Here is a 12605-nt window from a genome sequence, read left to right on the forward strand (position 1 = left end):
ATGAAAAAGGTAGCGATTATCGGCGCAGGGCCAACGGGAATTTATACCTTCCACTCCCTCGTTAAGAAAAATATCCCGCTGGCGGTTTCGGTTTATGAGCAGGCGCGGGAGGCGGGTATCGGCATGCCATACAGCCTCGAAGAGAACTCGCGGATGATGCTGGCAAACATCGCCAGTATTGAAATCCCGCCTATTTTTACCCCCTACATCGACTGGCTGCGCAAGCAAAGTGACAGCCACCTGGCCCGCTATGGCGTGAAGCGTGATTCCCTGCACGTTCGTCAGTTTCTGCCGCGTATTTTACTTGGCGAATATTTTCGCGACCAGTTTCTGCAGCTGGTTGCGCAGGCAAAGCAGCGGGGCTTTACCGTCGCAGTGCATGAATCCTGCCGGGTAACGGACCTCGAGGTTACGCAGGAAGCCGTACGCCTATGGGCGCAGGGCGAGCCGGTAGCCGAGCATTTTGACCTCGCCGTTATCGCCACCGGCCACGTCTGGCCGGATGAAAGCGAATCCACGCGGACGTTTTTCCCCAGCCCCTGGTCCGGGCTGATGGAAGCGAGAATCCCCTCCTGCAAAGTCGGCATTATGGGCACCTCGCTCAGCGGTATCGACGCCGCGATGGCCGTGGTGATGCAGCATGGCGAGTTTGCGCGGACGGATGACGAACAGCTTAAATTTACCCGCGATAAGGGCAGCGAAGCGCTGGCAATCCAGTTGATGTCCCGCTCCGGTATCCTGCCGGAAGCCGACTTTTACTGCCCGCTCCCCTATCAACCTTTATGCGTCGTCACCGCGCAGGCCGTAGAAAAAGAAATCGCCGCCGGTTCAGGCGGCCTGCTCGACAGGATCTTCCGGCTGATGGTTGAAGAAATCGAGCGGGCCGATCCGGCGTGGAGCGAGCACGTCAGCCTGGGATCCCTGGATGCCGACAGTTTTGCCCACGCCTGGTTTGCCGATCGCCGTAAAAACGATCCTTTTCGCTGGGCCCACGCCAACCTGATGGAAGTTGAACGCAATAAGCGCGACAGGCGAACGGTGCCGTGGCGCTATGCGATCCTGCGGCTGCACGAAGCCGTGCAGGAGATCGTGCCTCATCTTGATGGCGAGGACAGCAAGCGCTTCAAAACGGGTATTGCCCGGGTGTTTATCGATAACTATGCGGCCATTCCTCCGGAATCGATCCGCCGGTTGCTGGCCCTGCGCGAAGCCGGAGTAATCGATGTTTTGCCGCTGGGATCGGACTATAAAATGGATGTAAAAGAGAGCCAGACGGTGATTACCGCCGGGGGAGAAAGCCGGACGTTCGATGTTTTTATTGATGCGCGCGGGCAAAAGCCGCTGAAGACCCGAGATCTGCCGTTTGCGACGCTGAGGCAGCAGCTGGAGGCCTGCGGCGATGAGATCCCGGACGTCGGCGACGACTATACGCTCCTGTCACCCGAGTGCGCCCGCGGGCGCATCGCGTTTGGCGCGCTGCCGTATCTGATGCATGACCAGCCGTTTGTGCAGGGGATTACCGTGTGCGCGGAAATTGGGGCGGCGATTGCGAAGGGAATGGCAGAGCCGCCCTCACGAACGCGCAGGCGTTTACGCTGGAGTGAACTTTAACGCGGCCCGTTGCCGGGACGGGAAGGTCAAAAAACAACGAACAGGAGGTTCACCTGCTGTTCCGGAGCCTGCATAGGCGCGAAGCGGCGCGCCTCGCAAAGGTAGCATTAGCGCTGCCGAACCGGCCTTGCCAGCTGCGCCGCTTCCAGCGTCAGCTTCGCGGCGGTAAACCTGTCGCTGCGCACGCCAAGCACCTCTTTTTCCCACAGCGGATTCAGCGGAACGTGGTAGCCCGCGTTCTTCGCCTGCATCACCAGCTCGGCTAAATCATCTTTATTCTCAATGATGCACAACGGCTCAAAGTGCCCGATTTTGCACGGCAATGCAAACGTGGCCGGGTAGTTGCTCTCCGGGTCGGTCACCGGGTTGGCGCTGTCCGTTGCATGATGCACCACTTTTTCCCCATCACCCACCAGCGCCTGATTAAGCACGCCGATCATCCGGCGGGCGCGTTCGCTGGCATTGCCTATCTCACCGTCGCTCTTACGGTAGAAGCTCGCCGGATCGTCATAGTCCTGCCGCAAAGCCGCGTGTTCGGGAAGCGTACGGTAATTTTCCAGCCGCTGGCGAAATACCTGATGGGACACATCCGGCACCTGTAAATTATCCTCAGGCCCCAAATCGCTGACGTGCGGGGCGATAACCATCAGGTCGTAATCTGCAGTAAAAGACCTGGCTTCGGCATGCGGAGCAAGCACCTCCAGCGGCGCGCCGCGATGGGAGATCAGGTAACGCGCTTCTCCGTTTCCCGGCAGGCGTAGGGCTTCAAACGCATAGCGCTCGCCGCCCGGGCCGCTGGCTCTGAGATGGCTCACGCCGCGGGGATTCTCCGGGGAAAGCTTGTCGATAAGCCCCTGCTCAAAAAGGGCGTGCAGGCGGCTTTGGGAAACCTCCAGCGGCACGGCTGCCGCATGCCCTTCGGCAATACAGGCCTGCGTCTGCAGGTTGAACTTCGCAATTCGTTCGGGTGAAGCATTCTCCAGCTTGCTAAAACGCTGCTCCACGCAGATAAACCCTGCCTGCGGCCCCCACGAGGCGCTTTTCCCCTTGATGTGAAAACCTTTGGTTGGATGCCCGGCCTCAATCAGCGCCGTAGCCAGCTTGTCCACCGGGCGAATGCCGATGATACAGTTGTGCTCCGAGGCCACGCGCTGGAGCGGGATAAGGTGCGCAGGCACGATGCCGGTTTTGTCTTTGATCTGCCAAACGAGCAGCTGAAGACTCGTGCCGGGGACGTTATTCTTTGCGGGCAGGTGAAGCCCGGCATGGCGATACGCCGCAGGGGTAGATTCCACTTTCATTTTTATTACTTTCAGGCTCCCGGCGAAATACAGCACATCATCTACGCTGCTTCCGGGAAAAGGTGGCCGGTGCAGCATCGCGTAAAACATCACCCAAGGGGATGTTACGCCTTGCGCCCGCCGCCCCTGGTTCCGGTTAAGTCTTATCTTTCACCGTTTCAGTTCCACCGTTATTTTTCACCGAGGCAATGCCTTTATCCCGGGACTGTTCCGTGGCGTACATCTGGCTGGTGCCAATCACCTGATGATTCCCGGCCTTGAGGTTGAAGTAGAACTTCCCGTTGCTGGCGACCTTCTTGTCGAAGCGTTCATCCAGCGGGCTGTTGGTGCGCACGGAGGCGATGCCGTTGTCCGCCGAGGCGCGGGTTTTATACAGCTCGCTGGTGAGCACCACTTCCCCGTTGCCCGCCTTGAGCACAAACTTGAACTGCCCGTCGCTGCTTTTGCTTAATTCGAACCAACCAGACATGTTAACTCCTTGATTAAAATCATAAACAGTTAATAGATTGGGTGAACTTCAAAAACAGTATGTACGAAAAACAAGCAAATCGCCCACTCCGCCAGCGAACCGGCGGGACAAATGTCCCGGCCACGATGCGGATTTCAGATCCCGCTGGCAGTTTTCACGCTAATCTGTGGGCAACGCGGGACGGGCGTCCTGTCCTTATTTGACGGGAAATTTTATAGTGAACACCATGAAAAACGAGAGCAGACAAAGCGACTGGCTCAGCGTCATTGAAAGAGTGACCGGCGACCCGGCGCTGTATGAGCTGCTGAAGTATTGCCCGCTGGATATTCTGCGCAGCTGGCAGCTAAAACATTACCCTCGCGGCTAGCTGATTTTTCGCCAGGGGGAAATTTGCGATGAATTCCACCTGATCGTTAAAGGGGAAATCGACGTTTTCACCACCGCTGACGACGGGCGAAAATATTCCCAGGCGCGCTATAAAAAGGGCGACATGCTGGGCGAGCTGGAAATCTTCGAGCGGCGGCAATACATCTGCTCGGTAGAAGCGGTTAGCGACGCGGCGTTATTAGTGCTGACGCGGGAAGAGTTTATTCGCTGGCTGGGGTTAGACAATTACTTTAATCAAAAAATATTACAGGCCGTCAGCGTTCAATATTATCAGCTGTCCAAAAAGGCCGGAGAAGACATTCTTTATTCGTTACATCAGCGTATTTGCCTGGTGCTGTGGCAGAAATACCAGCAAATACAGAGCAGCATCCCGCTTAATAAGCAGCAATTAAGCGAGCAGTTTGCGGTGGCGCCGCGCAGCATTAACCGGATTTTATCCGAACTGCGGGAAGACAATATTATTGCGATTCACGGCGAGCAGATTCAGGTTCTCGATCCTCAACGCCTGCGCCAGCACGCCGAACATTAAATAACAGCAGCCAATCCTGAGCCATGCCAAATGGCTCGTTTAACGCCAGGTAAATATCATGACCCAACTCCAGCCCCATATCCGGCTCAGCCGGGAGATGACGCACGCCCGTTATGCGCTCCTGCCGGGCGATCCTAAACGCGTGGAACACGTCGCTCAGTTTCTGGACAACGTAGAAGACTTTGGCAGCAACCGGGAATATCGCGCCCTGCGCGGCTGGTTTCGCGGCGTGGAAGTCCTGGTGATGTCTACCGGCATGGGCGGGCCTTCTACCGCCATCGCCGTGGAAGAGCTGCGCCAGATTGGCGTCACCAACCTGATTCGCATCGGCAGCTGCGGGGCGATGCAAAACCATATTCGCCTCGGTGACCTCGTCATCGCCACCGCCGCCGTGCGGGACGACGGCACCAGCCAGATGTACATCGACAAAGGCTACCCGGCCTGCGCGGACATCGGCCTGGTGCACCATCTCGCTCAACAGGCCAAACGCCTGGGCTACGCCAGCCACTGCGGCTACGTGCGCAGCCACGACAGCTTCTACACCGAACGCGAAGACGAGATTAACCAGTTCTGGTCCGGCAAGGGCATCCTCGCCGCGGATATGGAAACGGCGCCGCTAATGGTGGTCGGCGCGCTGCGCGGCTTACGCATCGCCTCCGTGCTTAACGTCGTGGTTGAACACAGCGGCAATCTTGAAGAAGGCATTAACAACTACCAGCAGCAGGAACAGTCCTGCCTGCAGGGTGAATCCCGCGAGATCTTACTCGCCCTCGAAGCGCTCTACCTTGACAGCCAGGAGCAGTAATCATGGATTTCTTCAGCATTAAGAATGTGATGGTCACCATTCCGCTCGGCGAAGGCGGCTACGCGCTCTCGTGGATCGAGGCCATCGGCACCGTTTTCGGCCTGCTCTGCATCTGGTTCGCCAGCAAAGAGAAGATCATCAACTACCTGTTCGGCCTGATTAACGTCACGCTGTTTGCGGCGATCTTCTTCCAGATCCAGCTTTACGCCAGCCTGCTGCTGCAGGTGTTCTTCTTCGCCGCCAACCTGTACGGCTGGTACGCATGGAGCCGCCAAAACGAGGCCAACGAGGCCGCGCTGAAGATCCGCTGGCTGCCGCGCAGCAAGGCATTCACGCTGGTGGCGGTGTGCCTGATCGCCATCGCGCTGATGACCTTCTTCATCGACCCGGTCTTCGCCGTGCTGACCCGCATCGCGGTGGGCATTATGCAGAGCCTCGGCGTGGCGGTTGAGATGCCGCAGCTGCAGCCGGATGCCTTCCCGCTGTGGGATTCCGCGATGTTGATCCTGTCGATCGCCGCGATGGTGCTGATGACCCGTAAATACGTTGAGAACTGGCTGCTGTGGGTGGTTATCGACGTGATTAGCGTAGTGATTTACGCCATTCAGGGCGTGTATGCCATGTCGCTGGAGTACATCCTGCTGACGGCGATTGCGGTGATGGGATCTATGGCGTGGATTAAGAGCGCCCGAATGATTGGCTCCCGGCCGCTGGCTTAAATCTTTTTATTCACTTCAAGGGCCGCTAAGCGGCCCTGAATTTTCAAGCCACCAACTCTGCTCACCCTCACATTACCGGCCTGACAACCGGCACTTCTGATTGACACAATAGGCCACCGATAGTTTACTTATTTTTATTTAGTGACACCCACGGTTAACCTATGTCGTCAAAATTAAACTGGCTCTTGCAAAATACCCTACCCGGAGATCTCGTCCTGCAGTCGTGGATGACCCGGCACGGCATCAGCCCGTCACTGGCACATAAATACGCGCAAAATGGCTGGTTAAACAAATTGCGCGCCGGTGTCTATGCGCGTGCGGGACGGCAGCCGGAATGGAGCGATGCCGTTTTTTGCCTGCAACATCAGCTTTCCATCCCTGTTCGCCTTGCGGGCTTGAGCAGCCTGTCTTACCAGGGCCGCTCGCATTACCTGCAACTTGTGCAGAAACAGGTCTGGCTGACCGTTGAAGGCAAAGAATCCCTTCCGAAATGGTTCAGGGAATTTCCGGGTGTGGAATGGCTGACTATTTCCGGCCTGAAGCTGTCCAATCCTGGCGAAAAATATCTCACCAAATGCGAAGTAAGCAGCAAAACGCTCACGGCCAGCACGCCTGAGCTGGCGGCCTATGAAATACTCAGCGCAGTGCCGGGGAATATCTCTTTTGAACATGCCGCAGAATTGTTTCAGGGGCTGGTAAGTCTCAACCCGCGTAAGGTGCAATACCTGTTATCTGTCAGCCAGTCGGTTCAAACAAAGCGGCTGTATCTGTTTTTTGCCGATTACTATCAGCATGCCTGGGGCAAAAAACTGGAGGCAGAGCATATTGATTTAGGCGCGGGAAAAAGACAGCTAATTCCCGAAGGGAAACTGGATAAGCGTTACCAAATAACGATCCCCGAAGCGTTTTACAACAAGGAGAATTAATATGGACAGGGGTTCGCCTTTTTACCGACAGGTCGCTCTGCTCGTTCGCACCTTGCCTGTTGTTGCTCTCGAAAACTGTTTTGCCCTGAAAGGCGGCACAGCGATCAATTTGTTTATCCGCAATTTTCCCAGACTTTCTGTCGATATTGATCTGGCCTATATCCCTCTCGAAAACAGAGATGAGGCACTACCTCATGTCAGAGAAGCTCTCTCACGAATAGCCGCCATACTGAAAACTCAAAGCGGGATGAATGCAGTTCTACAGACCAATAGTTCGGATGAAATGCGCATTATTGTTAGCGCTGAAAATGCACAGATTAAAGTTGATTTTTTACTCTCATTCAAAAGCGGAAAACCCGACTGGGCGTTAGCGCCTGAAAGCCAGATGCAGCACCTGCCAGCCGTGCAGTGGAAACTGAGGAACATAAACAAGATGTCTGCCAGCAAGCATGCGAACGCTCTGGAAAAGCTGGAAAATATTCTGGCTACATGGCTCCATTAGTTTACTTTTTTCAACAAACTTACACCAAAAGCATCATTATGAAGTAAAAAATAAACCTTCCTGTAAGCATTATTGCACTGCGCTAAGCGGCCCTTTTGCCATTCGGATATATCTTATTTATCAAGCCGGATGAAAATTAAAGGCTTTTTAAAAATCTCCCGATTTTAAGCGACCGTATTCAACCCGCTCAGCGCAATCATCTATGCTTTAGTTAAGGCATAGCAGCCAAATAATTTTTAACGATCGTTAGCCGGTCGTTTTCACTCTCTCTTATCACCGCTAAATACGCTTTCTTTTTCATTCAGGCCTCTCCCTTTAATCGTTCACGACCACAGGATAAGTTCATGAAAATATTGTTTTTAAAAATCTTCACGCTGAATTTCAACCCACAACTTTACCTATCAGAGCAATCAAACACGCCGCAAAACAGTTTGTTATAACCAGCTTGCTGCCGCGCATAAGCCCGCAGCACAAAATTTTGCGACATCTGTCTCTTTGCATCATCCGATAAAAATACAGGGTTAAACGATGAACACGTTAAAAACGCTAAAACTGACGCTGTGTATTACCGCCCTCGCCTGCACCGGGCTGGCGCAGGCCGCCACTGTCGCCATGAACACCGTGGACGCCAGCGGTACTTCCACTCCGGCGGGCACCATTGAATACCACGCCACCCAGTACGGCGTGGTCTTTACGCCAAACCTGAAAGGCCTGCCGCCGGGGATTCACGGCTTCCACGTTCACACTAATCCGAACTGCGGCCCCGGCATGCAGGACGGCAAAATGGTGGCTGGCCAGGCGGCTGGCGGCCACTTAGATCCGGCCCACACCGGCAAGCATGAAGGCCCGTGGGGCAACGGCCACCTCGGCGACCTGCCTGCGCTGTACGTCGACAGCGACGGCACCGCAACCTACCCGGTGCTGGCTCCTCGCCTGCGCATGTCTGACCTCAAAGGCCACTCGCTGATGATCCACGCCGGCGGCGATAACCACTCTGACCACCCGGCGATGCTCGGCGGCGGCGGGGCACGTATGGTGTGCGGAGTGACGTCATGAGCAAGCGCTTCTTAACGGTGGCATGTTTCACGCTGATGATGGGCGGGCTTCCGGCCCTGGCGAACGCCGCAGAGACTTCTATCGATGCGCCAAAAGACGAGCATCTGCAAACCGAGCTTTATGCCCGTGGCGTGCAGATCTATCGCTGCGCGGCGGCGGACGCCGGGGCCAAAACCGGGAGCTGGGTATTTCAGGCCCCGGAAGCCGACCTGTTCAGCGATAAAGGCCTGAAGCACCTCGTCGGCAAGCACTTCGACGGCCCGCACTGGCAGGCCACGGACGGCAGCGCGGTCGCCGGAGCGCTAAGCGCCACTCGCCCGTCGAAAGATAAAGACTCGATTCCGTGGCTGCTGCTGACCGGCACCTCAGAGGCCCAGCCAGGCCTGTTCGCCAACGTGAGCAGCATCCAGCGCGTGGACACGCGCGGCGGCGTAACCGGCCCGACGGTCTGCGACCCGACAACGTTTGGCGCAACGCTGAAAGTGCCTTATACGGCGACTTATCGGTTTTATACGAAGTAGTAAAAAACAATGCCGTCAGCGCTGGGATATTTTTAAGCGCTGGCGGCATTGAGGAATCATTTTCATCAGTCAGCCGTAAGTGAGCTGGAGCTGACATAATTAATATCCTTATATAATTAACGAAGCCGATTAAGCCAAATAATAAAAGCAAAAACAAGCAATATAAAAACCCCTGTCGCCTGTAGCGCATAAGAGCGAAAATACGTTACAGCAACGATACCAAAAATGAGAACGAACAGCCACGGAACATAGCCCCAGAAGAAATAGGATGCCTGTGCCTTGAACCATTGCTTAAAAAATTTCCACATACTGACTTCACCATATTTATTATTGTGCCGACAAGGTCGTTATAGAATGCGCGAACTCTCTAAGATTTTGCCTTCTGTAGCAGCATACAAAACCCTAGCCGTTGGGCTATGACTTCGGTCTAATAGAATCCACTCTATACACTAGGGCAGGCATTTATGAAAATCATCAAAAGCGGCATCCGGGATGTGATTGCTGCTGACGACGTGACGATTGTCGAACCGGTTAACCTCTACGAATGCACGCTGGAGGCCGACGTATTTGTCGGGCCTTTTGTTGAGATTCAGCGCCACTGCGTGATCGGCTCCGGCACCCGCATCCAATCCCACTCGTTCCTGTGCGAAAACGTCACCACCGGCAAAAACTGCTTTATCGGCCACGGCGTCACCTTCGCCAACGACCTGTTCCGCAGCGGCAGGCCAGACCCCAACCCGGAGAGCTGGATAGCCATCACCCTCGGCGATAACGTCACCATAGGCAGCGGCAGCACCATTCTGACGGAGAATATTTGCAGCGGCGCAGTAATTGGCGCAGGCAGCGTGGTGACGAAAGATATCTTAGTGGCTGGGGTTTATGTCGGGAGCCCGGCGCGGTTGGTGCGGGAAATTTAAGATTAACTCTGCCCCGCAGCCAGCCGCCTGCACTGCTGGCGCATGCCTTCGAAAATGAATTCTGCCAGGGCAGGTGGCGATGCGGGACGAGGCTTACCCTCACCATTTTTCCCGTCTGGCAGGAGAAGCGTCCTGCTTGCCTGAGTTACCTTCCAACCGGACGAGGGATGAAGAAGGCCCCGAGGAAAGCACCATTTCTATGCCCAACACAGTAAACACCCTGAACAGACGCTCAATACTTGCGCGGCCAGGATTAGCCTCTAAGCGGGCATAGGTTTGCTGCGTTACGCCCAGCCTTTCAGAAATCTCTTTCTGCGTTAGGCCGTTAGCTTTACGAAAGCCGACCAGGAGAGGACGCAGCTGATTCACGGTTCTCAGAGGGTAAACAGGATTCATAACGTGCGGACCTTGTGTTAGATACCGGTACAAACTATAAGCTGTTTTTAGACATTACACCCTGTAGGCTGTAAAACGAAGAAAACAGCGTATAAGGTGTACAGGCTGGAACGGGATATTTTATTGCTAACGCACTCCGTTAGCCGTGAAGCTGATAACCGGCATAATCGCGACGCCATCGGAATAGAACAAGTCAGAGTTGGTAAATGAATAAACGCGGCCGGTGAGTGTGACGTTAACGTGGCTGCCATAACCCGTTACCCTGGCATTGCTCACTGCTGAGACCAGAAACGGGGCACGATTCTTCAGATGCTCCATTGGATCGCCCGATAGGTTGCCGTCCAGATAATAGCGATAGACCTCCGAAACCGTAGCGCCACCACCTTTGTAACGCGTGATATATAAGAACGTAGTATCGGTGACTTTTTGGCGGGAGAAAAATACATCATCCGGTGGGCTATTGAAGTAATACTGATATACCGCATAGCCACCCACAAGCAATAACAGTACAGCCGTTAACGTACAATGCAGGCTCTTAATAACCGTGCTGTTTGGCATAATCTATTCCCTGTTTAATCCAGAATGGAGCATATCTACAGAACTTCGCTCATTTTCTGAGCCCCAGTTCATGATCTCTAGAGCCCTTTCTCTGTCGGGTGCCATGCAATCACCAACAATTTGCATTCCATTTTCGTCATAAAGAAATAAATAAGCAGGTAAAGACATTATTAATACTCCGTATTGGTGAGCTGTCCGTTATTGTCAATAAAGAATCGGTGTATATAATTTTTATCATTCAGACCATAAGAAATAGCATAGCTATAACCGTACTTCCATTTCACATTAATACAATTATCAGGGTATTTTAGATGTAACCCTTCATCATTTTTTATTACGGTGTATCCTGTTTCCTGAATTGATTCTATTCGGTAATAGTTCAATACGTCTTTTTTATCAACGCTGAAACATAGCTTTTCAACATTGATGTAAGTATATCTTGCCTGTGGCGCAGGTTTCCCCCCTGGGCAACCTGTAAGCATAATCACAACCGTAAATATAGAAGCTATTTTCTTCATAATAGACGCTTATTGAAATAGGTACTGCATTTGTATATTTGACTGCAGATTAAAATGAAGGAAACTTTATTAATGAATCCGAACACTGCTGTAACCGTAAAGGGTTCTAGCAGCGTAATCTCACCTAATGTTAACTGCCTGACTCCCCCGGGAGTTATAGGCGTGCCTGATGTAGGCTTTGTCCTTTCACCAACTACCATTAAAAATCCCTTTTTCGTGTTATGATTTATTATCCAGTGTACTACCCTGTGATAATTAAAGATAATAACCAGTTGGGAGATTGTTCTTAAACAATGAAAAATCAGATGATGGTCACGAATATGAATCCCTTAACAAGTATGGGTAACATATAAATGCGTTTTAATATGAACACCACTTATCGATAACCGCAATAGTTAATAGCATACAATAGAGATAAGCATTAAGGGTGATAATAGAACCAATAAGTTGGCTCTATTATGCAGAAATCAGGAGGATTTGTTTTTTATGAAGGCAAAAATCTTGTCTTTTTCTTCATCAGAAAGTTTGGACCAACTAAGCGTCAAGTCCGCCAGCTCATCATCAACCATATAGAAGTATGCCAACGGCACTTCAAGAGCGTTAGCAAGCTGTTGGGCAACGTCAATGCTGGCCTGGTGAACGCCCTTCTCATAACGGTTGATACGGGTACTTGCGACAAACTCATCAATCCCGGCAAGAATGCCGAGGCTCTTTTGTGATAGGCCTTTAGCCAGGCGCGCTGCTTTCAGTCGCTGGCAGAAAACGTCGAGATAATTAATTGAAGTATTCATAGCTACGATAGTCGTAGCTTTCGTACTTAACTACTACTACGAGTAACGTAGTTCATTACAAATCTGAGGCTATGCGCGGGTCTAGTGCCCAAAGCCAAAATAAACTCTTTTTATTTTTGAGATGCAGATCGACCAAAGGCAAGGATCAGCTCTGCTAGTCGGTCGTCATCGGCATAAAAGTAGGCCAGTGGCACATTCAATACCGCAGCCAAATGTTGGGCGGTCTGAACATCAACCTCATGGATTCCACGCTCATACCGATTGATACGCGTGCTCGCTGCAAACTCATCTATACCCGCCAACATACCGAGCTTTTTCTGCGACAGGCCACTAGCAAGGCGTGATGCCCTGAGCCTTTTGCAGAATATTTCACGGTAATTTGGAGTGGTTCGCATAACTACGATATTCGTAGTTTTTGTTTAGACACGATACTACGAATAACGTAGCATTAATTTGTAGCGAGTTATTGTCAAATCTGGTGTACGGAGCAATCAGGCAACGATCTGATCTGATGTTTCGTGGACCTGTACCCCGTCCTTAAACGGGACGTTATTCACTACCAGCGTTAGCAGATTAAATCCCGGAAGCCGGTTCCAGTT

At 52.8% G+C, this 12605-nt stretch carries 16 protein-coding genes and 1 pseudogene; 9 read left to right on the top strand and 8 right to left on the bottom strand.

The window, feature by feature from the left end:
- Window positions 1–1611: an FAD-NAD(P)-binding protein gene (locus VGM55_RS23160; protein ID WP_331636849.1), complete on the top strand. Its 1611-nt coding sequence runs from the start codon at window positions 1–3 to the stop codon at window positions 1609–1611.
- Between the two features lie 107 nt (window positions 1612–1718).
- Here the strand turns inward: VGM55_RS23160 and VGM55_RS23165 are convergent, their stop codons facing one another.
- Together VGM55_RS23165 and VGM55_RS23170 are read right to left on the bottom strand one after the other, a co-directional pair.
- On the bottom strand, window positions 1719–2912 hold the full coding sequence (locus tag VGM55_RS23165) for an anthrax toxin-like adenylyl cyclase domain-containing protein (protein WP_331636850.1): 1194 nt from the start codon (window positions 2910–2912) through the stop codon (window positions 1719–1721).
- Between the two features lie 136 nt (window positions 2913–3048).
- Window positions 3049–3381 (bottom strand): YegP family protein, encoded by a 333-nt coding sequence (locus VGM55_RS23170; RefSeq protein ID WP_061277228.1) that lies wholly within the window; start codon window positions 3379–3381, stop codon window positions 3049–3051.
- Between the two features lie 217 nt (window positions 3382–3598).
- Here VGM55_RS23170 and VGM55_RS23175 point away from each other — a divergent pair.
- The 7 genes and pseudogenes from VGM55_RS23175 to VGM55_RS23205 all read left to right on the top strand — a co-directional run bounded on the left by VGM55_RS23175 (window position 3599) and on the right by VGM55_RS23205 (window position 8826).
- Window positions 3599–4297, top strand: a pseudogene (locus VGM55_RS23175) (Crp/Fnr family transcriptional regulator).
- 58 nt (window positions 4298–4355) lie between these two features.
- Entirely contained in the window at window positions 4356–5102 is a 747-nt protein-coding gene (locus tag VGM55_RS23180; protein WP_154188469.1) for a nucleoside phosphorylase, read from the top strand.
- Between the two features lie 2 nt (window positions 5103–5104).
- A complete protein-coding gene (gene pnuC, locus VGM55_RS23185; protein ID WP_331636851.1) occupies window positions 5105–5821 on the top strand; it encodes a nicotinamide riboside transporter PnuC in 717 nt (238 codons plus the stop codon).
- Between the two features lie 161 nt (window positions 5822–5982).
- Window positions 5983–6747 carry a type IV toxin-antitoxin system AbiEi family antitoxin gene (locus VGM55_RS23190; RefSeq protein ID WP_331636852.1) on the top strand — a complete coding sequence of 255 codons (765 nt, stop codon included), beginning with the start codon at window positions 5983–5985 and terminating at the stop codon, window positions 6745–6747.
- A 1-nt stretch (window position 6748) separates the two neighbouring features.
- Entirely contained in the window at window positions 6749–7249 is a 501-nt protein-coding gene (locus tag VGM55_RS23195) for a nucleotidyl transferase AbiEii/AbiGii toxin family protein (protein ID WP_331636853.1), read from the top strand.
- 528 nt (window positions 7250–7777) lie between these two features.
- On the top strand, window positions 7778–8305 hold the full coding sequence (gene sodC, locus VGM55_RS23200; protein WP_331636854.1) for a superoxide dismutase [Cu-Zn] SodC: 528 nt from the start codon (window positions 7778–7780) through the stop codon (window positions 8303–8305).
- A complete protein-coding gene (locus VGM55_RS23205; RefSeq protein ID WP_331636855.1) occupies window positions 8302–8826 on the top strand; it encodes a DUF3455 domain-containing protein in 525 nt (174 codons plus the stop codon). The genes sodC and VGM55_RS23205 overlap by 4 nt, the downstream gene beginning before the upstream one ends.
- Before the next feature lie 116 nt (window positions 8827–8942).
- Here VGM55_RS23205 and VGM55_RS23210 read toward each other — a convergent pair whose 3' ends face one another.
- Complete coding sequence (locus VGM55_RS23210; protein ID WP_331636856.1) at window positions 8943–9134, bottom strand: hypothetical protein; 192 nt, start codon at window positions 9132–9134, stop codon at window positions 8943–8945.
- Window positions 9135–9290: 156 nt separating this feature from the next.
- Here VGM55_RS23210 and VGM55_RS23215 point away from each other — a divergent pair, with 156 nt between their 5' ends.
- A complete protein-coding gene (locus VGM55_RS23215) occupies window positions 9291–9743 on the top strand; it encodes an acyltransferase (RefSeq protein ID WP_331636857.1) in 453 nt (150 codons plus the stop codon).
- 99 nt (window positions 9744–9842) lie between these two features.
- On the opposite strand, the gene VGM55_RS23220 is transcribed toward VGM55_RS23215, so the two are convergent.
- From VGM55_RS23220 to VGM55_RS23240, 5 genes are all read right to left on the bottom strand, one after another.
- The gene (locus VGM55_RS23220; protein WP_331636858.1) at window positions 9843–10139 is read right to left on the bottom strand and encodes a helix-turn-helix transcriptional regulator; all 297 of its coding nucleotides are present in this window, start codon (window positions 10137–10139) and stop codon (window positions 9843–9845) included.
- Window positions 10140–10265: 126 nt separating this feature from the next.
- Complete coding sequence (locus VGM55_RS23225) at window positions 10266–10697, bottom strand: hypothetical protein (protein WP_331636859.1); 432 nt, start codon at window positions 10695–10697, stop codon at window positions 10266–10268.
- Window positions 10698–10867: 170 nt separating this feature from the next.
- Window positions 10868–11215, bottom strand: a complete 348-nt coding sequence (locus VGM55_RS23230) for a putative T6SS immunity periplasmic lipoprotein (RefSeq protein ID WP_331636861.1) — start codon at window positions 11213–11215, stop codon at window positions 10868–10870.
- Between the two features lie 467 nt (window positions 11216–11682).
- Window positions 11683–12006 (bottom strand): helix-turn-helix transcriptional regulator, encoded by a 324-nt coding sequence (locus tag VGM55_RS23235; RefSeq protein ID WP_331636862.1) that lies wholly within the window; start codon window positions 12004–12006, stop codon window positions 11683–11685.
- 110 nt (window positions 12007–12116) lie between these two features.
- Complete coding sequence (locus VGM55_RS23240; protein ID WP_331636863.1) at window positions 12117–12401, bottom strand: helix-turn-helix transcriptional regulator; 285 nt, start codon at window positions 12399–12401, stop codon at window positions 12117–12119.
- Between the last annotated feature and the right edge of the window lie 204 nt (window positions 12402–12605).

The organism is Cedecea sp. (assembly GCF_036500665.1).
In the GTDB taxonomy this organism is placed as follows: domain Bacteria; phylum Pseudomonadota; class Gammaproteobacteria; order Enterobacterales; family Enterobacteriaceae; genus Cedecea.

Excerpts from the sequence above, each read along its gene's own strand:
- VGM55_RS23160 (WP_331636849.1), top strand. The coding sequence starts at position 1 with ATGAAAAAGGTAGCGATTATCGGCGCAGGGCCAACGGGAATTTATACC.
- VGM55_RS23165 (WP_331636850.1), bottom strand. The coding sequence starts at position 2,912 with ATGAAAGTGGAATCTACCCCTGCGGCGTATCGCCATGCCGGGCTTCAC.
- VGM55_RS23170 (WP_061277228.1), bottom strand. The coding sequence starts at position 3,381 with ATGTCTGGTTGGTTCGAATTAAGCAAAAGCAGCGACGGGCAGTTCAAG.
- VGM55_RS23180 (WP_154188469.1), top strand. The coding sequence starts at position 4,356 with ATGACCCAACTCCAGCCCCATATCCGGCTCAGCCGGGAGATGACGCAC.
- pnuC (WP_331636851.1), top strand. The coding sequence starts at position 5,105 with ATGGATTTCTTCAGCATTAAGAATGTGATGGTCACCATTCCGCTCGGC.
- VGM55_RS23190 (WP_331636852.1), top strand. The coding sequence starts at position 5,983 with ATGTCGTCAAAATTAAACTGGCTCTTGCAAAATACCCTACCCGGAGAT.
- VGM55_RS23195 (WP_331636853.1), top strand. The coding sequence starts at position 6,749 with ATGGACAGGGGTTCGCCTTTTTACCGACAGGTCGCTCTGCTCGTTCGC.
- sodC (WP_331636854.1), top strand. The coding sequence starts at position 7,778 with ATGAACACGTTAAAAACGCTAAAACTGACGCTGTGTATTACCGCCCTC.
- VGM55_RS23205 (WP_331636855.1), top strand. The coding sequence starts at position 8,302 with ATGAGCAAGCGCTTCTTAACGGTGGCATGTTTCACGCTGATGATGGGC.
- VGM55_RS23210 (WP_331636856.1), bottom strand. The coding sequence starts at position 9,134 with ATGTGGAAATTTTTTAAGCAATGGTTCAAGGCACAGGCATCCTATTTC.
- VGM55_RS23215 (WP_331636857.1), top strand. The coding sequence starts at position 9,291 with ATGAAAATCATCAAAAGCGGCATCCGGGATGTGATTGCTGCTGACGAC.
- VGM55_RS23220 (WP_331636858.1), bottom strand. The coding sequence starts at position 10,139 with ATGAATCCTGTTTACCCTCTGAGAACCGTGAATCAGCTGCGTCCTCTC.
- VGM55_RS23225 (WP_331636859.1), bottom strand. The coding sequence starts at position 10,697 with ATGCCAAACAGCACGGTTATTAAGAGCCTGCATTGTACGTTAACGGCT.
- VGM55_RS23230 (WP_331636861.1), bottom strand. The coding sequence starts at position 11,215 with ATGAAGAAAATAGCTTCTATATTTACGGTTGTGATTATGCTTACAGGT.
- VGM55_RS23235 (WP_331636862.1), bottom strand. The coding sequence starts at position 12,006 with ATGAATACTTCAATTAATTATCTCGACGTTTTCTGCCAGCGACTGAAA.
- VGM55_RS23240 (WP_331636863.1), bottom strand. The coding sequence starts at position 12,401 with ATGCGAACCACTCCAAATTACCGTGAAATATTCTGCAAAAGGCTCAGG.